The following is a 19,145-nucleotide window of genomic DNA, read 5'->3' on the forward strand; positions in this document are numbered from 1 at the left end:
AAACGTAGACCTTCGTCCATAGCGATAGGAGCGATTAGCTCAACTTGCATTTGGATGTTGTCGCCTGGCATTACCATTTCTACGCCTTCTGGTAGAGAGATGTCACCAGTTACGTCAGTTGTACGGAAGTAGAACTGTGGACGGTAGCCTTTGAAGAATGGAGTGTGACGACCACCTTCATCTTTAGAAAGTACGTATACTTCTGACTCGAACTTAGTGTGTGGGTTGATTGACTTAGGAGCTGCTAGTACTTGACCACGCTCTACTTCGTCACGTTTAGTACCACGTAGAAGTGCACCAACGTTCTCACCCGCACGACCTTCGTCTAGAAGCTTACGGAACATCTCAACACCAGTACATGTAGTTACTGTTGTTTCTTTGATACCTACGATTTCTACTTCGTCACCTACAGTTAGGATACCGCGCTCGATACGACCAGTAACTACTGTACCACGACCTTGGATTGAGAATACGTCTTCAATCGGCATTAGGAATGGTTGGTCTACTGCACGCTCTGGCTCTGGGATGTATGAATCTAGCGCTTCTGCTAGTTCAACAATCTTAGCTTCCCACTGCTCTTCGCCGTTTAGTGCGCCTAGTGCAGAACCTTGGATAACTGGTAGGTCATCACCTGGGAAATCGTACTCAGATAGAAGTTCACGAACTTCCATTTCTACTAGTTCTAGTAGCTCTTCATCGTCAACCATGTCACATTTGTTCATGAATACGATGATGTAAGGGATACCAACCTGACGGCCTAGTAGGATGTGCTCACGAGTTTGTGGCATTGGGCCATCAGTAGCAGCAACTACAAGAATACCACCGTCCATCTGTGCAGCACCAGTGATCATGTTCTTAACGTAGTCCGCGTGTCCTGGACAGTCAACGTGCGCGTAGTGACGAGTTGGAGTGTCGTACTCAACGTGAGAAGTTGCGATTGTGATACCGCGCTCACGCTCTTCTGGAGCGTTATCGATAGATGCGAAGTCTTTAGCTACACCGCCGTAAACTTTAGCAAGTGTTGTACAGATAGCTGCAGTTAGAGTTGTTTTACCGTGGTCAACGTGGCCGATAGTACCAACGTTAACGTGCGGTTTAGTACGTTCAAATTTTTCTTTAGACACAATCGTGTTCCTTCCTAGTTATGATTCGCCTCGATCATTATTGATCTCGACGCGCCAGAAATTGTTATTTTATGCGCCAACGTCCGTTAGCGCAATATTTCGACGGCTTGATCTAGCAAAAAGTCGTAAACTTTTTGTGGTTCAATCGTCAATTAGTAACCACGCTCAGCCATGATAGCTTCTGCAAAGGTCTTCGGCACTTCAGCGTACTCATTAAACTCCATAGAGTAAGAAGCACGGCCTTGAGTTGCAGAACGTAGGTCCGTTGCGTAACCAAACATCTCAGATAGTGGAACTTGAGCACGAATGATCTTAAGACCAGCCACACCTTCATCCATACCTTCGATCATACCGCGACGACGGTTTAGGTCACCAACAACGTCACCCATCCAGTCTTCCGGAGTAGTTACTTCAACATTCATCATTGGTTCTAGAATCACAGGTTGTGCTTCTAATGAACCTTTCTTGAATGCCATCGAGCCAGCGATCTTGAACGCCATCTCGCTTGAGTCAACATCGTGGTAAGAACCATCAAATAGTGTAGCTTTAATATCTAGAACAGGGTAACCCGCTAGAACACCACTATTCATTTGCTCTTCGATACCTTTCGCTACCGAACTGATGTATTCCTTAGGAACCACACCACCCACGATCTCGTCTACGAATACGAAACCTGCACCAGGTTCTGAAGGTTCAAGTTTGATCCATACGTGACCGTATTGACCACGACCGCCAGATTGACGAACGAACTTGCCTTCCACTTCCGCAGAACCACGAATGGTCTCACGGTAAGCAACCTGAGGTTTACCAACGTTACAGTCAACGCTGAATTCACGCTTCATACGGTCAACGATGATATCTAGGTGAAGCTCACCCATACCAGAGATCAGAGTCTGACCTGTTTCGTCATCCGTTTCCACGCGGAATGATGGGTCTTCCGCAGCCAGTTTACCTAGCGCGATACCCATTTTCTCTTGGTCTGCTTTAGAACGAGGTTCTACAGCGATCTGAATTACAGGTTCAGGGAATTCCATGCGCTCTAGAATCACTTTGTGGTTCTGGTCACATAGCGTGTCACCTGTTGTTACGTCTTTCAGACCGATAGCAGCTGCGATATCACCAGCGCGAACTTCTTTTACTTCTTCGCGCTTGTTCGCATGCATCTGAACGATACGACCAAAACGCTCTTTCTTGTCTTTTACTGAGTTGTAAACAGCATCACCTGAATTCACAACACCAGAGTAAACGCGCATGAAAGTTAGCGTACCCACAAATGGGTCAGTCGCGATCTTAAATGCTAGAGCCGAGAACGGTTCGTTGTCGTCTGCATGACGTTCAACTTCATTCTCTTTTTCGTCGATACCTTTAATTGCAGGTACATCGATTGGCGATGGCAAGAATTCGATCACTGCGTCTAGTACTGCTTGAACACCTTTATTCTTGAACGCACTACCACAAGTAGCTAGTACGATTTCGTTGTTTAGTGTACGAGTACGTAGAGCTTGTTTGATCTCAGCTTCAGTCAGCTCACCTTCTTCAAGGTACTTGTCCATTAGCTCTTCAGTTGCTTCAGCTGCCGCTTCAACTAGGTTGTTGCGCCACTCTTCAGCTAGCTCTTGCATGTCTGCTGGAATTTCGTCGTATGTAAACGACATGCCTTGATCGGCTTCATTCCAGTTGATCATTTTCATCTTGATAAGGTCAATAACACCTCGGAAATCATCTTCCGCGCCAACGTTTAGCTGGATTGGAACAGGATTCGCACCAAGACGGTTTTTAATTTGGTCCACAACACGTAGGAAATCTGCGCCTGCACGGTCCATCTTGTTTACAAATACCATACGTGGAACGTGGTACTTGTCAGCTTGACGCCATACAGTTTCAGATTGAGGTTCAACACCAGATGAGCCACAGAACACAACTACTGCACCATCAAGTACACGTAAAGAACGTTCTACTTCGATAGTAAAGTCAACGTGTCCAGGAGTATCAATGATGTTTACGCGGTGCTCTTGGAATTGTGCTTCCATACCACGCCAGAAAGTAGTAGTTGCAGCTGAAGTGATAGTAATACCACGCTCCTGCTCCTGCTCCATCCAGTCCATGGTTGCTGCGCCATCGTGAACTTCACCGATTTTATGAGACAGACCAGTGTAGAACAAAATACGTTCAGTAGTGGTTGTTTTACCTGCATCTACGTGAGCACAGATACCGATATTACGGTAGCGCTCAATAGGAGTTTTGCGAGCCACGATTGAATCCTCTTATACTTAGAGAGTTAGGGACTATTGCTATGTCTAAAAAAAGCTATCCCCTAGATATAGCAATAGTTCCTAGCATAGGCATAGGAACTAAAGAAGTGCTGCAAGGAACCTTGCAGCACTGAAAAGGTATTACCAACGGTAATGAGCGAACGCTTTGTTTGCGTCAGCCATGCGGTGAACGTCTTCACGTTTCTTAACCGCAGTACCTTTGTTCTCAGACGCGTCTAGCATTTCAGCAGCTAGGCGTTGAGCCATAGATTTTTCACCACGCTTACGCGCAGCTTCAACCAACCAACGCATAGCAAGTGCGTTACGGCGAACCGGACGTACTTCTACAGGTACTTGGTAAGTTGAACCACCTACACGGCGAGATTTAACTTCTACCGCTGGGCGAACATTTTCAAGAGCTTCTTCAAAAATAGCTAAGTGGTCTTTACCAGACTTTTCAGCCATAGCATCTAGTGCAGTGTAAACGATTTTCTCTGCAGTAGATTTTTTACCGTCAACCATTAGGATGTTAACGAATTTTGCCAGCAGTTCAGATTTGAACTTTGGATCTGGAAGGATCTTACGCTGACCAATGACGCGACGACGTGGCATGGATTTTCTCCGTTGTCTTCTTCAGGTTTTATCCAAAACTTTTCAGTTTTTTCAAAAAATTAAAAATAATTTAGTGTTTGGCCTTACTTAACGGAATCCATTAAGACTTAGGACGCTTCACACCGTACTTAGAACGACCTTGTTTACGGTCGTTAACGCCAGCACAGTCAAGTGCACCGCGAACAGTGTGGTAACGTACACCCGGAAGGTCTTTTACACGACCGCCACGGATTAGTACAACACTGTGCTCTTGAAGGTTGTGGCCTTCACCGCCGATGTACGATGTAACTTCGAAGCCGTTTGTCAGACGTACACGACAAACTTTACGAAGTGCTGAGTTAGGTTTTTTAGGTGTAGTAGTGTAAACACGAGTACATACACCACGTTTTTGTGGGCACGCTTCTAGTGCAGGCACGTTGCTTTTAACAACTTGCTTTGCACGTGGCTTACGTACCAACTGGTTAATAGTTGCCATTAACTAGCTCCTGATTTACTTGAAAGTAAGCTTTGTGAAAAATCTATCCCTAACAGCGGTTGGCAGTTAGGGACGCAAAATTCTATGCAGCAGTGAGAGGTGTGTCAAGAAATATACGGATCTTTTTTGTTCAATTAAGGTAATTCGTCCGTAAAGTTCAATCCACAGTAGAAAGGGGTTAATCCCAGGTAAGAGATTTGGCCTGCTTTGCGGAGAGTTTAACAAAGCCAGCATAGCCAATCACTTCAATAGATGGACTGATACGATTGCTCATGCCACGGGCATCAATATCGCTTTGTAGTGCAAACATTGATGGACCTTTTACCTTCCTAAACGCCTTATGCTGAGGATTAGCCGCGTACACGGCATCTTCAATCAACAAGACATCATCTTGCTCACTGTACAGTGCCATTGCATCGTCTAATGCAGCTACGGATTTGATGATATGTAACATGACTTCCTCAGAATGACAGCAGTTTACCTGCTTGCTGCAGTTTGTCTTTGAATTGCTCGGTCCTCAGAACTTCTGCATCAATGACCAAATCGGCTTGTGCCAAGCCACGTTCTGCTAGAGAGTCGGCACAGACAAACACTTGTTCAATATCGTACAAGTCGAACAACTTCAACATTGGTGCGTAGTCCTTGCTCAAAATACCAGTAGGATCTTGACCAAGTAGCAGTTGGTAAACACCATCGCCAAAAAACAGTACCGTAATGTCTTCACAGTACGCTGACGCCGCTAGCAGCGCATCTACACCTTCACGACCTGCATTGCTACCATGAGGTGCGCTACGAAATAGGTAAGTTAACTGACTCAAAACTGCACCACTCTATCTTGCGTTAACATGGCTTCGGCTAAGCTACCCAAACCAGCTTGTTCGAACCCTTCAGCAAGGTTGTTTTGTTCAAGACCATGCTGATTCGCCTCATCTTCGCTGATGATGCCGCGACGCAAAGCGGCTGCTACGCAGGTTTCCAAACGAACATCATGTTGCTGTGCGAGTGATTGCCATGCTTTGGTTAGGTCAAACTCATCGTTGGCAGGCACGCTCAAAGCCGTACCATTGGTGACGCCATCTTGGTAAAAGAACACACTCACCAGAGTATGTCCTTGTTCAATTACCGCTTGTGCGAATTGATATGCGCTGCGCGCCGATTGACTGCCGTAAACTGGACCGTTCACTACCAGCGAGTAAGTTAATCCACTCACGCTTATTCGTCCTCAGTCTTACGCTGACGAATGTATAGGTAAACGGTGTGTTTAGAGATGTTCAGGCGATCTGCGACACGGTTGATCGCGTCTTTGATATCGAAGATACCCTTATCGTACAGCTCCATAACGATCTGACGGTTTTTGGTGTTATTCGATACCGATTTATCAGCGTTGATCTCTTCAATCGTGCGCTCAACCGTTTGGTCTACTAGCTCTTCAACATCACTTGCGAAGTTAACGGATGACGCCGCTTCTTTCGCTTCTTGTGTTGGCATGAAAGATTGCAGCACTTGAGAGAAAGGCGCATCGAGGTTGACGTTGATACAAAGCAGACCAATCACGCGGTTTTCACCGTTACGAATAGCAACGGTGATCGACTTCATTAGTACGCCGCCTTTTGCACGAGTGAAGTACGAACGTGAGAAGTTACGCTCAGAACCTTCGATGTCTTTCAGCATCTTAAGTGCTAAGTCAGTGATAGGAGAACCTACCTGACGACCAGTGTTTTCACCGTTAGCGATTTTGATTGCAGAGGTATTGAGGTCTTCTAGTGAGTGAAGAACGATCTCACAAAATGGACCGATCAGACTGGCAATGCCGTCTACGACCGCTTCGTAAGATCTCAAGATGATTTTATCGTGCTCGGTAAATGGCATCACGTTGACAGATTCCATTTCGAGCAACATTTCCGCATTTATTGTTTCTGTAGTTGTCATAAGCCTTCGAGCGAAAAATCAACAAATTGGTGTAAGTTTATCAGAAAATTTGAAAGGCAACCTAGCAAACTCATCAACTAGTGACCTAGAACAAAAAAGACCCGTAAAACGGGCCTTTTTTCATCGAGTTATCACTGATGCCAATTATTGAGCAGCGTTGTCGTTCTCAATTTTTAGCAGTTCAACTTCGAATACTAGCGTTGAGTTAGCAGGGATGCTTGGTGTGTCTTGGTCACCGTATGCTAGCTCTGGCGGGATAACGAATTTGAACTTAGAACCTACAGGCATTAGTTGAACACCTTCAGTCCAGCCTGGGATTACGCGGTTTAGTGGGAATGTTGCAGGTTCGCCACGATCGTAAGAGCTGTCAAACTGTGTACCGTCAATCAGAGTACCTTTGTAATGTACTTGAACCGTATCAGTATCTTTTGGTTGTTCGCCTTCAGCTGGAGTAATTACTTGGTACAGAAGACCTGAGTCTGTTTTCACTACGCCTTCTTGCTTCTCAAACTCAGCGCGGAAGTCATCGCCAGCTTTTTTCGCTTCAGCCGCTTTCTCAGCCGCTTGCTTTTGCATCGTTTCAGCAACACGCTTGTCTAGAGATTCTAGAGCTGCACGAGTTTCTTCTTCGTTTAGTGCTGCGTTACCTTTAAATACGTCTTCGATACCTTTAAGAACTAGGTCCTTGTTTAGGTCGATACCAATTTCGCTTGGTTTTTCGATACTAGCGCTTAGGTAGTTAGCAAATGAAACACCAATTGCGTATGCCGCTTTATCGTCGTCTGTTTTAAAGTGAACAGCTTTACCAGTTTCTGCCTGAACTTGTTCTGCTTGAGGTGCTGCTTCTGGTTTTGTTTCTTCTTTTTGACAACCTACCGCTAGCATTACTGTTGCAGCAAGTAGCGACACTTTTAAAACTGATTTCATTAAATTCTCCAAATAATGGCTGCGCCATTGGTTGTTGTGCACAAATCTTCTATGAGACTAGTGAAGACAATCGTTATACCAATATACTAGCTATATGTCTCAAGACACAAACTGGATTATTAGATGTGATGCAAAGAATTTCTCATTTATTCCTATATTTAATTGTCATCACCACGTTAAGTGGATGCTTTTTTTCCGATCGCGATGTTCAACGTTGGTCACTCGAACCACAAGGTTCCACCAGCTTTGCGCTCAGTCGAGATGGTCGATTTGCGCTGCTGTACTCCAAAGAACACCAACTGGTACTGTGGGATTTAGCGCAAAATAAACAACTCGCAAAGCTGGGTGAACTCGATCAAGCCGCCAATGTGGTCTCTCATATTCGCATTTCGGACAATGGCCGCTATGCCGTCACAGCAAGCCAAATGAACTTCGCTGTGTGGGATCTCGGATGGACCCAAGCCGAAGGATTATGGTCTATCGATGACGCGCTGATTCGAGACGTTGATATCACCAGTAACGGTGAACAGGTGTTACTTGGACTGTCCAACGGTAAAGCAATTCACGTCAACTTAGTCACTGGTCGTCGGCTAGAGTTCCTTGCGCATCAAGAAAAAGTCAATTCTGTCGCCATTTCCCCTAATGGTCGTTTCGCCCTCACAGGTGGCAACGACTACAAAGCTTACCTTTGGGACACCGAAACCGGATTGGTACTACGCACCTTTGAACACGACCAGCGCGTTGTTCGAGTCGCCTTGCAGAGAGATGGTAAACTGGCCATGACCTCAGACGGTGGCAATCAAGCCATCATCTGGGATTTAGAGACAGGTGAAGAAGTGACACAACTCAGCAGTTGGTCTCGCCAGTTGATCTTCTCAACGGCGCGTTTCTCTGATGACGGTAACCTGCTCGTTACAGGCACCCCTTCCGGTCGAGTGATGGTGTGGAACACTAAAACTGGTAAACGCGTCGATGGATTTGAAGTTGAGCCGAAAAAAGATACTCGCCCTCCTCGTGCGGTCGTGTATGATGCAGCCTTTGATTCCAAGCAACGTGTAATTACTGCCACTTCTGCGGGCATTGCCCAAGCTTGGCAGCTAGAGAACGGATCATGACAGATAAAATCATTCAGCAATTGGAAGCACGCATTAATGACTTAGAATGTCAGCTTGCGTTCCAAGAACAGACTATTGAAGATCTGAACGGCGCCTTGTCGCAACAGCAACTGCAAATTACCAAGATGCTCGATCAGATGAAATATGTGGTAGGTAAAGTGAAAAATATGGACTCGTCGAATTTAGCCGATCCATCAGAAGAAACACCACCACCGCATTATTAAAGTGCAAGTACAAATTGCATAAAGCCCAGAACGTGTTCTGGGCTTTGTTGTATTGGCTACTTAAAAATATTGCTCAGGAATGATCGGGAAGAAACTATTCGTCTGCGTAGATTTTAACGCTCAGCTCACCTTGCGTATTGATGCCAGCTCGGTACATACCAGAACTGTTCATCGCAAAATGCAGCTCACCTTTAGCATCAATCGCAATCAAACCACCTTCACCGCCCATTGCTTTTAAATCACCCTGAATAATGTGTTCGCACGCCGTATGTACGTCTTCTTGCAAATAACGCATGCGTGCTGCAACGTCTTCCGCAACACGTTTACGAATAAAGAACTCACCGACACCAGTGGTTGAAACCGCCACAACGCCATTCTCTGCCACCGTGCCACAACCAATCAGAGCGGAATCTCCCACTCGTCCGTATTTCTTGTTGGTCACGCCACCAGTACTGGTCGCAGCGGCTAAGTTGCCTTGTTGGTCCAATGCCACCGCACCAACCGTACCGTGCTTACGGTCATCTGGGTAGCGAGATTCTGAAAGCGCAAATAATCCTTTTTCACGCATAGACAGCAACTGCTCATAGCGGCGATCGGTAAAGAAGTAATCCTGCTCGGTGTACTCATGACCTTGTTCAAAAGCAAACTTCTCTGCGCCCTCGCCCACCAACAATACATGGTTGCTGTTTCGCATCACGTCACGAGCGAGTTCAATGGGGTTTCTGATATGACGCACCCCAGCGACTGCCCCTGCGGCTTGGTGTCGACCATCCATCACAGAGGAATCCATTTCGACCATCTCGTTATGGGTCAGTACTGAGCCTTTACCCGCATTAAAATTAGGAGAGTCTTCCAACACTTTCACTGCCGCCACGACCGCATCTATGGCTTCACCACCTGTTGCTAGGATTTGATGCCCCGCTTTTACCGCAGCTTCTAAATCCGCCAAGATGGATTGTTGCAGTTCGTCACTCATCTGTTCACGCAAGATAGTGCCCGCACCGCCATGAATGGCAATCGAGAAAGGTTTCGTCATCGCTTTGTCCAACTGTTATTCCTTGTATGATTGGCACTACACCCCAGATAAACAAAAAGCGCAAGTTGAAACCTCAACTTGCGCTTTTTAAAGCTTTACTAGATAGCGTTATCTAGTGAAGAGCGTGCGATTAGTGAGAACCGCAACCGCCGCCGCCACAACATTCGTGGTCGTCAGCTTTTTCTTCGCCACCACAGCAGCCGCCTTCGTGATCGTGGTCGTGACCGCCACAACAGCCACCACCTTGGTGGATGTGACCGTGTTCGATCTCTTCAGCTGTCGCTTCACGAGTAGCCATAACTTCTACTTCGAAAGTTAGTGTTTGACCAGCTAGCATGTGGTTGCCGTCTACAACAACTTCGTCGCCGTCTACTTCAGTTACTTCTACAGGGATTGGACCTTGGTCAGTATCTGCTAGGAAACGCATGCCAACTTCGATTTGGTCAACGCCTTGGAACACATCTGCAGGAACACGTTGCACTAGCGCGTCGTTGTGGTCGCCGTATGCATCTTCAGGAGCTACAGTTACAGAGAACTTGTCGCCAGCCACTTTACCTTCTAGTTCTTTCTCAAGACCAGTGATTAGGTTGTTGTGACCATGTAGGTAATCAAGAGGTGCTTCAGAAGTTGATTGATCAACAACAACACCGTCTTCCAACATTACTTTGTATGCAAGGCTTGCAACAACGTTCTTTTCAATTTTCATACTAACTCCAGGGAGATTAATTGACCTAACCAGAATGGGGTTAAGTACCGAGATGGTAGTATTATGGGGATCAATTAACGAAGTTCAATTATTCAGGCTTAAAAATCCCGATCATTTCTTGTTCCGAGTGTTTATTTTTTTCTACAGATTGCGGTTTACGCTGCTCGGTATAATCGCAGTCGACACACTCGACCAGCTCGATGTTGTTCTCAATCCACCAGCGTAGGGTATCTTGCTGACTGCATTGCGGGCAGCTAGCTCCCGCGATAAAACGTTTCTTGGCTTTCACTTTTGTTCCTTTTCCCGCTAGATGCTATGCGGGTACTACTTCCAATGATTTGGCGACTGTTGGTCACTTTCCATTTCACGACCAAAGATTTCTTCTAGTTCTTTACGGGCTTCTTTCGAGCGTTGAGCGAGCTCTTTATCCTCATTATGCTGAGGCAATAAGTCTTTGAGCATAGCATTATCTAGCTTGCGAAAATGTGCTTCTGCCCGCTTTGCTTGATACGGGTGCATACCCAATTCTACGAGCGCTTGGCGACCTAGATCTAATGCGCCCAAAAAGGTTTCTCGCGAGTAATTTTGCACGCCATGGTTCATCAACTGATACGCTTCCACACGGCTGCGGGCACGGGCAAGGATCTTCAATTTCGGGAAATGTGCACGGCAAATGTCGACAATCGCCATCACCTCATCAGGTGAGTCGGTACAGATCACCAAGGCTTCCGCTTTATCCGCACCCGCGGCACGTAACAAATCAATCTGAGTCGCATCACCATAAAACACCTTATAGCCGTATTTACGCAGCAAGTGAATTTGGCTCGCGTCACTTTCTAATACCGTTACCTTGATCTTATTGGCGTACATCAAGCGTCCGACAATCTGACCAAAACGACCAAAGCCAGCGATGATCACTCGTGGCCGACGATCCACCACATTGGTCGTCACGCTCTCTTCTTCTTGGTTAAGCGTGTGAGCAAACCACTTCTTCTGCCCCATGAGCAACAGCGGCGTAGTCACCATCGACAAACTCACCACCACCAACAAAAAGGCAACTTGCTCTTTGGTTAAGATACCTTCTTGGCTTGCCGCGGTGAAAATCACAAACGCAAACTCACCACCTTGGCTCAAAATCGCCGCCATACGACTGCGCGACTTAGCACGGACTCGAGCGGTGCGAGCTAAGACATACAGCACCAAACCTTTGACCACCACGAGAGCAATCACGGCACCAATAATTGCGAACGGTTGCAAGGCTAATAACCCAAGATTCACTGCCATACCCACAGCAATAAAGAACAAGCCAAGTAGCAGACCTTTAAACGGTTCAATCGCAATTTCTAGTTCATGACGGTATTCACTTTCTGCCAGCAGCACACCCGCTAAGAAAGTGCCGAGCGCCATCGAAAGCCCCAGCTTTTGCATCGCAACAGAAATGCCAAGTACGACTAGGAGGGCGGCAACGGTGAAGAGTTCACGCACACCACTCATCACCACAAAACGGAACAGAGGACGCAGCAAAAAGTGACCACCAACCAGCAGTGCTGCAACGCTCGCCAGCACCCAAATAGCATCTAACCAATCACCACCGCTTTGACCACCAGCGAGTAAGGGCAACATGGCAAGCATCGGGATGACGGCAATATCTTGGAACAGCAGCACTGCAAAACCAGATTGTCCGGTTTCCGTGCCAGCTTGCCCCTGCTCTTCTATCACTTTTAGTGCAATCGCCGTGGACGAGAGTGCCAAGCCCATGCCGATCACTAAGCTCACTTGCATACTCAAACCAAATAGGCTGACGATGCTGCCGATCACCGCCGTGGTGACAATAACTTGAGCGCCACCCAGACCGAGGATAGGTCCGCGCATCTGCCATAACTTTTTAGGGTTCAGTTCCAAACCAATTAAGAACAGCAGCAACACCACCCCGAGTTCGGCGAAGTGGAGAATCGCGTCCACATCACTGATCAAACCCAGCCCCCAAGGACCAATTAGAACGCCGGCAATCAGGTAACCAAGCACAGAGCCCAGACCAAGTCGCTGGGCAATCGGCACCGCAATAACAGCTGCAGAAAGAAATACCACACTACTTTGAAGAAACTCACTGGTTATCGCCATGTAGACCTCCTTGCTCATCCCACTCTCTCAGGGGATTGTTCAGCCATTGACGATATTGTTCAGCATGCTGATAACGTTCGATGTCCGAAACATTGCGCGACCAGTACAGCACTAAAGGCTCAATCCAATGCATCTGACACAAAGCAGCGGTCAGTTCGAACGGCTGGAGGATTTGTTCCAACGGGTATTTGTTGTACCCCATAGGGCTAAACGCATCCTCTTTACCGCCAGTAGTGATCACACTGCGCCAGTACTTACCCGCTAATGCGCTACCATCACCGAACGCAAAGCCTTTACCCAACACACGATCCATCCACTCTTTCAACAGTGCGGGACAGGAATACATATAGAGAGGATGATGAAAAACGATCACATCATGCGTCATCAGCAGATCGTGTTCGTAGTTCACATCAATAAAGAAATCAGGGTACGCGCCATAAAGATCGTGCACGGTGACATGACCCAGTGATTCGATTTTTTTAATCATCACTTGATTGGCAATGGAATTTTGTGGCTCTGGATGAGCATAAATCACCAGAACCCTCGGAGGAATGGGCGTAGCAACAGCCAAATGGTCATCCTTGTATTGATTTCTCAGGGAAAATTATCGTTATCAGTTTGTTATACTTTTTTGTATAGCATAATGCAATTAAAGCGCAGAGATCGACTTTTCCTGCCAATAGCCCTACTATTCACCGCGAGATAAACGACCAAGAAACGCGCGCGGCGCAAAGTGAATTAAAACTCTATGATTACCTTCTCTGATATTCAGTTACTGCGTGGCGGTAAACCTCTTTTAGACCAAGCATCCGCAACCATTCACCCAGGCGATAAAGTGGGTCTGGTTGGTAAAAACGGCTGTGGTAAATCGACCCTATTCGCGCTACTGAAAGACGAACTGGCGATTGATGCGGGCTCATTCAGTCAACCTCAGCACTGGGAACTAGCGTGGGTAGCACAAGAAACCCCTGCTCTTGACCGCAGTGCCATTGAATACGTCATTGATGGTGATCGCGAGTTTCGTGGTTTGGAACAGCAGTTAGCCATTGCTGAAGAAAAAGACAACGGTACGCTGGTTGCAGAGATCCACGGCAAGATTGAAACCATTGGCGGTTACAGCATTCGCGCACGTGCTGCCGAGCTGCTTGATGGCCTGGGCTTTAGCCAAGAGCAAATGAGCTGGAACCTGACTCAGTTCTCGGGTGGTTGGCGTATGCGCCTTAACTTGGCTCAAGCGCTATTGTGTCGTTCTGATCTACTGCTACTCGACGAACCAACCAACCACTTGGATTTGGACGCGGTCATGTGGCTAGAGCGCTGGTTACAAAACTACCCAGGCACACTGATTCTTATCTCGCACGACCGTGACTTCTTAGACCCAATCGTTGGTCGTATCATTCACATCGAAAATCAACAGCTGAATGAATACACGGGTAACTACTCATCATTCGAAAACCAACGTGCACAAAAAATGGTGCTGCAACAAGCAATGTTTGAGAAGCAGCAGAAACAGATGTCGCACATGCAAAGCTACATCGACCGCTTCCGTTACAAAGCATCGAAAGCTCGCCAAGCACAAAGCCGAATTAAAGCTCTGGAGCGTATGGAAAAAGTGCTGCCAGCGCAGTTCGATAACCCATTTAGCTTCCAGTTCCGCGAACCAGCAGCACTGCCAAACCCAATCATGATGATGGATGAAGTATCGGCAGGCTACGGTGACAACCTGATCCTAGAGAAGATCCGCCTTAACCTTGTCCCGGGCAGTCGCATTGGTCTACTTGGCCGTAACGGTGCAGGTAAATCAACCTTGATCAAACTGTTGTCTGGTGAGCTAAAAGCGCAAGGCGGCGATCTGACTTACTCGCAAGGCGTGAAGATCGGTTACTTCGCTCAGCACCAATTAGAAACGCTGCATCCAGAAGAAACACCACTACAGCACATGATGCAAATCGCTCCAGACCAGACTGAGCAACAACTACGTGATTACTTAGGTAGCTTTGGCTTCCAAGGCGATAAAGCGCTAGAGAAAGTCGCTCCGTTTTCTGGTGGTGAAAAAGCACGTTTGGTATTGGCATTAGTGGTCTGGCAAAAACCTAACCTATTGCTACTCGACGAACCAACTAACCACCTAGACTTGGACATGCGCCAAGCATTAACCATGGCACTACAGACCTTTGAAGGTGCAATGGTGATTGTTTCGCACGACCGTTACCTACTGCGAGCAACAACGGATGACTTGTACCTAGTACACGACCGTCAAGTGGTACCATTCGATGGTGACCTCAACGATTACTATAAGTGGCTGACTGAACAACAAAGAGCTGAACGTAAAGAAGCGCAAGCGGCACAGCCTGAGAAAGACACAGCGAATAGTGCTGCAGCGAAAAAAGAGCAAAAGCGACGTGAAGCAGAGTTTCGTAAACAGACCGCTCCAATTCGCAAAACGCTGACACAGTTAGAAAACAAAATGGATAAGTTAGGTGAAGCGTTAGCTTCAGCTGAAGAGCAATTATCAGACAACTCTCTGTATGAAGCGGAAAACAAAGCTAAACTTAATGAAGTATTGGCCCTTCAAGCTTCTAGCAAAGCAGAGCTTGAAGATGTAGAGATGGAATGGATGTCTGCTCAAGAAACCCTCGAGCAGATGGAACTAGAGTTTAATCAATGACAACAGAGCACGCTGAATACACCTTAACCCTTGAACACCTTTGGCAGTTCAGTCTGCAATTTTATGGTGTACGAGAAGTGAAAGAAGCGTGCTTGTCGTTGCAAAATAACTATCACGGCAATGTGAATCTACTGCTGCTGCTCAGATGGCTCGATGAGCAGCAGTTCATCTTTCAAGAGCAAGATTGGCCTCTTGTTCAAGACTGCCTAATCCGCAGTGAAACATTACTCCACTCCTATCGCGAACTACGACGACACCTCAAACTTCAAGTAAATGATGCACTTTATCGTGAGGCATTACAGTTTGAGTTACAGCTTGAAAAGCAACAACAGTCTGATCTGGTTGACTGCATTAATTCACTCATACTAGTGACAAATGACGGTGAACCACTAACATTAAGATACTGTCGAAAGCTGGGCGCAGAACACCTTCAACAAGCATTTTCGCTTCCAGTTCCGAATATTCATCATCCATAAATCTATAATAAATCTATACTTAGACTTATATAAATAAGAGTATACGTTTGTTGGCATTGAAGCTCTAAGCAGAACCAATCTCTCAGACTAGCGGTAAGGATTGCACAAAATCTCTGCTTAGTTCATGGCAAAGCTCCATCAAACCCTATTCGCGTAAGCACAGAGACCAAAGTGGCGTGAATAACGATAATACTTAAATTGATTGGTACTAAGTATGACCCAATTTTTCGCAGCAGCTGGAATTAAAAACCCACACCTTCAAACGCTTTTGCCGCGCTTTATTCGTAAAAAAGCGTTGTTTACCCCTGTGTGGCAAACTCTTGATACCCCTGATGACGATTTTCTAGACTTAGCATGGTCAGAACAACAAGACACTGAAATTGCCCGTAACAAACCCATTTTTGTTCTGTTTCATGGCCTTGAAGGATGCTTTTATAGCCCTTACGCTAACGGCTTAATGAATGCTTTTTCCAAATCGGGCTGGTTATCGGTGATGATGCACTTCCGCGGTTGCAGCGGTAAGCCAAACAAAAAAGCCCGCGCCTATCACTCCGGTGAAGTGACTGACGCTCGTTTCTTTCTCGAGCAGCTCAATCAGCAGTTTCCCAACACCCCTAAAGTTGCAGTCGGCATTTCCCTTGGCGGTAACATGTTGGCGAACTACTTAGCCCAATACAGAGACGACCCGATTTTAAGTGCAGCAACAATCGTTTCTGCCCCGCTGGATTTATCAGCATGCGCCAACCGCATAGAGCAAGGTTTTTCCAAGGTCTACAAACGCTATTTGCTCTCTTCACTTAAACGTAATGCGCTACAAAAGCACGACTTGATACAAGGGGAACTTGCGCTGTCTTACCGTTCGATCAAACGTGTTACTCGTCTGTATGAATTCGATGATCTCGTCACCGCACCTCTGCACGGATTCAAAGATGCACAAGACTACTATGACCAATGTTCAGGCTTGAGCAAACTGCAGCAGATCACCCTACCAACACTGATCATCCATGCTAAAGATGACCCTTTTATGACTGAAGCAGTAATCCCAAAATTCGTTCTGCCAGACAACATTGATTACCGACTTTACGAAAATGGCGGCCACGTCGGCTTTCTTACTGGTACAGCGCTTAAGCCAAAATTTTGGTTAGAGGAAGCCCTGCCAGCTTATTATGAAAGTATCGCTGCTGAATACCTTTCTACTGTATCCAAACAACAAACACAGTAAACTATTCACGAGTATCAACCGAGGCAGGTAGTACACCATCATCATAAACGTTTGAGGTATTTATGATCATTCCATGGCAAGACATTGCGCCAGAGACATTAGAAAACTTGATCCGCGAATTTGTACTGCGTGAAGGGACGGATTACGGTGCGGTAGAAGTATCATTACAAGATAAAATTGACCAAGTTAGAACTCAGCTCGAGAAGGGGGAGGCAACGATTGTCTTCTCCGAGCTCCATGAAACGGTTGATATTCAACTTAGAGCAAAATAATAACGCCCTCACATTTTACCGTATCCCACTCGATGACACGGGCTTGTTACGTGCTATAGTGGGTTATCGACCGTGCAACATCCGCGTGTTGCACTTTACAGGTAAGTAATTTTCGACAAGGTTTGTCATGTCAGCTAAACACCCAATCATCGCGGTTACTGGCTCCTCTGGAGCTGGCACAACCACGACCTCAGAAGCCTTCCGTAAGATGTTCAATATGATGAACGTTAAACCTGCATGGGTTGAAGGAGACAGCTTCCACCGTTTTACTCGTCCGGAGATGGATGTCGAGATCCGTAAGGCTCGTGAACAAGGTCGACACATCAGCTACTTCGGTCCGCAAGCCAATGACTTCCCAGGGTTAGAAGAGTTTTTCCGAAAGTATGGTGAAGAAGGCACTGGCAGTGTGCGTCGCTATCTACATACCTTTGATGAGGCGGTACCCTATAATCAAATGCCTGGCACTTTCACACCATGGCAAGACTTACCTGAAGACAGCAACGTACTGTTCTATGAAGGTTTACACGGTGGTGTCGTAGATGGTGACGTCAACGTGGCGCGTCACGTTGACTTTCTAATTGGCATGGTGCCAATCGTGAACTTGGAATGGATTCAAAAGTTCGTTCGTGACACGCGCGATCGTGGCCACTCAAGAGAAGCGGTAATGGATTCGATCGTGCGATCGATGGACGATTACCTAAACTACATTACCCCGCAATTTTCTCGTACACATATCAACTTTCAGCGTGTACCAACTGTTGATACTTCCAACCCACTTAACGCGAAAGGCATCCCGAGTTTGGATGAAAGTTTCGTTGTGATCCGCCTACGCGGCATCAAGAATGTCGACTTCCCGTACTTGCTGGCGATGATTGATGGCTCATTCATGTCTCGTCATAACACCATTGTGGTGCCGGGCGGTAAGATGAGCTTTGCAATGGAGCTCATAGTGAGGCCGATTCTGCAGCAACTCATCGAAACTGGGAAAATTGGTTAAAAACCTCGTTAATTGAGTGTTTACTTTTCATACCGTGATCATGTGCACAGTTTTGCTTACAAAATCTCAATCATGGCACGATTAAAATCAAGAAATCGTTTCCGAAAAAGGATACTATTTCTAACCGAAACACAAGAGAGCTTGCAGCATATAAAAAGTGCTCTTATTCTAGTAAGCCAATTCAGGCTTAGCTAAAATATGGATAGCGCAAGCGTACCCTGCAGAGGAAGTGAGATATTATGGTTCTAGGTAAACCTCAAACCGACCCAACATTAGAGTGGTTTCTTTCACACTGTCATATTCATAAGTACCCATCAAAGAGCACGCTAATTCACGCGGGCGAAAAAGCAGAGACTTTATACTACATCGTTAAAGGTTCTGTTGCGGTTCTTATCAAAGACGAAGAAGGTAAGGAAATGATCCTTTCTTACCTAAACCAAGGCGACTTCATTGGTGAGCTTGGTCTATTCGAAGAAGACCAAGAGCGTACAGCTTGGGTTCGCGCTAAATCTCCTTGTGAAGTGGCTGAGATTTCTTTCAAGAAATTCCGTCAACTTATCCAAGTTAACCCAGACATCCTAATGCGCCTTTCTGCGCAAATGGCTCGTCGTCTACAAGTTACTAGCCAAAAAGTGGGTGACCTAGCGTTCCTAGACGTAACTGGTCGTATCGCTCAGACTCTTCTGAACCTTGCTAAACAGCCAGATGCGATGACGCACCCAGACGGCATGCAAATCAAGATCACTCGTCAAGAAATCGGTCAAATCGTTGGCTGTTCTCGTGAGACAGTAGGTCGTATCTTGAAGATGCTAGAAGAGCAGAACCTAATTTCTGCGCACGGTAAGACTATCGTTGTTTACGGGACTCGTTAATCTCGATTAACGTTTAAAAAATTTAAAAGCCACCAAATGCAAGTTTGGTGGCTTTTTCTTTTTTGGGAGTTAGACATTGAGAGTCGAGAGCATTGCACTTCACAACGGACTTCATCC

At 46.4% G+C, this 19,145-nt stretch carries 22 protein-coding genes; 8 read left to right on the plus strand and 14 right to left on the minus strand.

The annotated features are described in order from the left end of the window. The 9 genes from tuf to fkpA form a co-directional block, all read right to left on the minus strand. On the minus strand, positions 1-1,124 hold a 1,124-nt coding region (gene tuf, locus B853_RS13670; protein WP_128826895.1), incomplete at its 3' end, for an elongation factor Tu. A gap of 152 nt (positions 1,125-1,276) precedes the next feature. Next, positions 1,277-3,376, minus strand: a complete 2,100-nt coding sequence (fusA, locus tag B853_RS13675; protein ID WP_010443947.1) for an elongation factor G — start codon at positions 3,374-3,376, stop codon at positions 1,277-1,279. Positions 3,377-3,517: 141 nt separating this feature from the next. Then, positions 3,518-3,988, minus strand: a complete 471-nt coding sequence (gene rpsG / locus B853_RS13680; RefSeq protein ID WP_005382796.1) for a 30S ribosomal protein S7 — start codon at positions 3,986-3,988, stop codon at positions 3,518-3,520. A 100-nt stretch (positions 3,989-4,088) separates the two neighbouring features. Next, complete coding sequence (rpsL, locus tag B853_RS13685; RefSeq protein ID WP_004399892.1) at positions 4,089-4,463, minus strand: 30S ribosomal protein S12; 375 nt, start codon at positions 4,461-4,463, stop codon at positions 4,089-4,091. Positions 4,464-4,641: 178 nt separating this feature from the next. Next, complete coding sequence (gene tusB / locus B853_RS13690; RefSeq protein ID WP_038884061.1) at positions 4,642-4,917, minus strand: sulfurtransferase complex subunit TusB; 276 nt, start codon at positions 4,915-4,917, stop codon at positions 4,642-4,644. A gap of 7 nt (positions 4,918-4,924) precedes the next feature. Further along, positions 4,925-5,281, minus strand: coding sequence for a sulfurtransferase complex subunit TusC (gene tusC, locus B853_RS13695; RefSeq protein ID WP_010443952.1), 357 nt, complete (start codon positions 5,279-5,281; stop codon positions 4,925-4,927). Further along, positions 5,278-5,673, minus strand: coding sequence for a sulfurtransferase complex subunit TusD (gene tusD, locus B853_RS13700; RefSeq protein WP_038884062.1), 396 nt, complete (start codon positions 5,671-5,673; stop codon positions 5,278-5,280). Before tusD ends, tusC begins: the two co-directional genes overlap by 4 nt. Before the next feature lie 2 nt (positions 5,674-5,675). Beyond that, positions 5,676-6,392 (minus strand): helix-turn-helix transcriptional regulator, encoded by a 717-nt coding sequence (locus B853_RS13705; protein ID WP_005438378.1) that lies wholly within the window; start codon positions 6,390-6,392, stop codon positions 5,676-5,678. A 144-nt stretch (positions 6,393-6,536) separates the two neighbouring features. Beyond that, positions 6,537-7,319 (minus strand): FKBP-type peptidyl-prolyl cis-trans isomerase, encoded by a 783-nt coding sequence (gene fkpA, locus B853_RS13710; RefSeq protein ID WP_010443954.1) that lies wholly within the window; start codon positions 7,317-7,319, stop codon positions 6,537-6,539. A gap of 128 nt (positions 7,320-7,447) precedes the next feature. On the opposite strand from fkpA, the gene B853_RS13715 reads away from it, so the two are divergent. Further along, positions 7,448-8,434, plus strand: a complete 987-nt coding sequence (locus tag B853_RS13715; protein WP_038884063.1) for a WD40 repeat domain-containing protein — start codon at positions 7,448-7,450, stop codon at positions 8,432-8,434. Next, positions 8,431-8,658, plus strand: coding sequence for a SlyX family protein (locus B853_RS13720; RefSeq protein ID WP_005451463.1), 228 nt, complete (start codon positions 8,431-8,433; stop codon positions 8,656-8,658). Before B853_RS13715 ends, B853_RS13720 begins: the two co-directional genes overlap by 4 nt. Positions 8,659-8,752: 94 nt before the next feature. On the opposite strand, the gene B853_RS13725 is transcribed toward B853_RS13720, so the two are convergent. The 5 genes from B853_RS13725 to kefG form a co-directional block, all read right to left on the minus strand. After that, complete coding sequence (locus B853_RS13725) at positions 8,753-9,694, minus strand: isoaspartyl peptidase/L-asparaginase family protein (protein WP_038884137.1); 942 nt, start codon at positions 9,692-9,694, stop codon at positions 8,753-8,755. 130 nt (positions 9,695-9,824) lie between these two features. Then, positions 9,825-10,400 (minus strand): peptidylprolyl isomerase, encoded by a 576-nt coding sequence (gene slyD / locus B853_RS13735; protein WP_005432768.1) that lies wholly within the window; start codon positions 10,398-10,400, stop codon positions 9,825-9,827. An 88-nt stretch (positions 10,401-10,488) separates the two neighbouring features. Continuing rightward, positions 10,489-10,689: a YheV family putative zinc ribbon protein gene (locus B853_RS13740; protein WP_010443959.1), complete on the minus strand. Its 201-nt coding sequence runs from the start codon at positions 10,687-10,689 to the stop codon at positions 10,489-10,491. Positions 10,690-10,724: 35 nt separating this feature from the next. Further along, a complete protein-coding gene (kefB, locus tag B853_RS13745) occupies positions 10,725-12,521 on the minus strand; it encodes a glutathione-regulated potassium-efflux system protein KefB (RefSeq protein ID WP_010443961.1) in 1,797 nt (598 codons plus the stop codon). Beyond that, positions 12,505-13,092, minus strand: coding sequence for a glutathione-regulated potassium-efflux system ancillary protein KefG (gene kefG, locus B853_RS13750; protein WP_010443963.1), 588 nt, complete (start codon positions 13,090-13,092; stop codon positions 12,505-12,507). Before kefG ends, kefB begins: the two co-directional genes overlap by 17 nt. Positions 13,093-13,269: 177 nt before the next feature. Between kefG and B853_RS13760 the strand changes: the two genes are divergently transcribed. From B853_RS13760 to crp, 6 genes are all read left to right on the plus strand, one after another. Then, positions 13,270-15,189 (plus strand): ABC transporter ATP-binding protein, encoded by a 1,920-nt coding sequence (locus B853_RS13760; RefSeq protein WP_038884064.1) that lies wholly within the window; start codon positions 13,270-13,272, stop codon positions 15,187-15,189. Next, positions 15,186-15,665: a TIGR02444 family protein gene (locus B853_RS13765; protein WP_010443967.1), complete on the plus strand. Its 480-nt coding sequence runs from the start codon at positions 15,186-15,188 to the stop codon at positions 15,663-15,665. Before B853_RS13760 ends, B853_RS13765 begins: the two co-directional genes overlap by 4 nt. A gap of 214 nt (positions 15,666-15,879) precedes the next feature. After that, positions 15,880-16,887, plus strand: a complete 1,008-nt coding sequence (locus B853_RS13770) for a hydrolase (protein ID WP_038884065.1) — start codon at positions 15,880-15,882, stop codon at positions 16,885-16,887. Positions 16,888-16,949: 62 nt separating this feature from the next. Next, positions 16,950-17,159, plus strand: a complete 210-nt coding sequence (locus B853_RS13775) for a YheU family protein (protein WP_010443970.1) — start codon at positions 16,950-16,952, stop codon at positions 17,157-17,159. A 127-nt stretch (positions 17,160-17,286) separates the two neighbouring features. Beyond that, positions 17,287-18,156 (plus strand): phosphoribulokinase, encoded by an 870-nt coding sequence (locus tag B853_RS13780; protein ID WP_010443971.1) that lies wholly within the window; start codon positions 17,287-17,289, stop codon positions 18,154-18,156. A gap of 239 nt (positions 18,157-18,395) precedes the next feature. After that, complete coding sequence (gene crp, locus B853_RS13785) at positions 18,396-19,028, plus strand: cAMP-activated global transcriptional regulator CRP (protein ID WP_005381432.1); 633 nt, start codon at positions 18,396-18,398, stop codon at positions 19,026-19,028. Positions 19,029-19,145: the final 117 nt, after the last annotated feature.

The sequence above is a fragment of the Vibrio rotiferianus CAIM 577 = LMG 21460 genome (assembly GCF_002741985.1).
GTDB lineage: Bacteria > Pseudomonadota > Gammaproteobacteria > Enterobacterales > Vibrionaceae > Vibrio > Vibrio rotiferianus.

Bases quoted from the DNA above. Each gene is read 5' to 3' on its own strand.
- B853_RS13760 (WP_038884064.1), top strand. From the start codon at position 13,270: ATGATTACCTTCTCTGATATTCAGTTACTGCGTGGCGGTAAACCTCTT.
- B853_RS13765 (WP_010443967.1), top strand. From the start codon at position 15,186: ATGACAACAGAGCACGCTGAATACACCTTAACCCTTGAACACCTTTGG.
- crp (WP_005381432.1), top strand. From the start codon at position 18,396: ATGGTTCTAGGTAAACCTCAAACCGACCCAACATTAGAGTGGTTTCTT.
- B853_RS13775 (WP_010443970.1), top strand. From the start codon at position 16,950: ATGATCATTCCATGGCAAGACATTGCGCCAGAGACATTAGAAAACTTG.
- B853_RS13770 (WP_038884065.1), top strand. From the start codon at position 15,880: ATGACCCAATTTTTCGCAGCAGCTGGAATTAAAAACCCACACCTTCAA.
- rpsL (WP_004399892.1), bottom strand. From the start codon at position 4,463: ATGGCAACTATTAACCAGTTGGTACGTAAGCCACGTGCAAAGCAAGTT.
- B853_RS13715 (WP_038884063.1), top strand. From the start codon at position 7,448: ATGCAAAGAATTTCTCATTTATTCCTATATTTAATTGTCATCACCACG.
- B853_RS13725 (WP_038884137.1), bottom strand. From the start codon at position 9,694: ATGACGAAACCTTTCTCGATTGCCATTCATGGCGGTGCGGGCACTATC.
- fkpA (WP_010443954.1), bottom strand. From the start codon at position 7,319: ATGAAATCAGTTTTAAAAGTGTCGCTACTTGCTGCAACAGTAATGCTA.
- kefB (WP_010443961.1), bottom strand. From the start codon at position 12,521: ATGGCGATAACCAGTGAGTTTCTTCAAAGTAGTGTGGTATTTCTTTCT.
- B853_RS13705 (WP_005438378.1), bottom strand. From the start codon at position 6,392: ATGACAACTACAGAAACAATAAATGCGGAAATGTTGCTCGAAATGGAA.
- rpsG (WP_005382796.1), bottom strand. From the start codon at position 3,988: ATGCCACGTCGTCGCGTCATTGGTCAGCGTAAGATCCTTCCAGATCCA.
- B853_RS13720 (WP_005451463.1), top strand. From the start codon at position 8,431: ATGACAGATAAAATCATTCAGCAATTGGAAGCACGCATTAATGACTTA.
- B853_RS13780 (WP_010443971.1), top strand. From the start codon at position 17,287: ATGTCAGCTAAACACCCAATCATCGCGGTTACTGGCTCCTCTGGAGCT.
- slyD (WP_005432768.1), bottom strand. From the start codon at position 10,400: ATGAAAATTGAAAAGAACGTTGTTGCAAGCCTTGCATACAAAGTAATG.
- tusB (WP_038884061.1), bottom strand. From the start codon at position 4,917: ATGTTACATATCATCAAATCCGTAGCTGCATTAGACGATGCAATGGCA.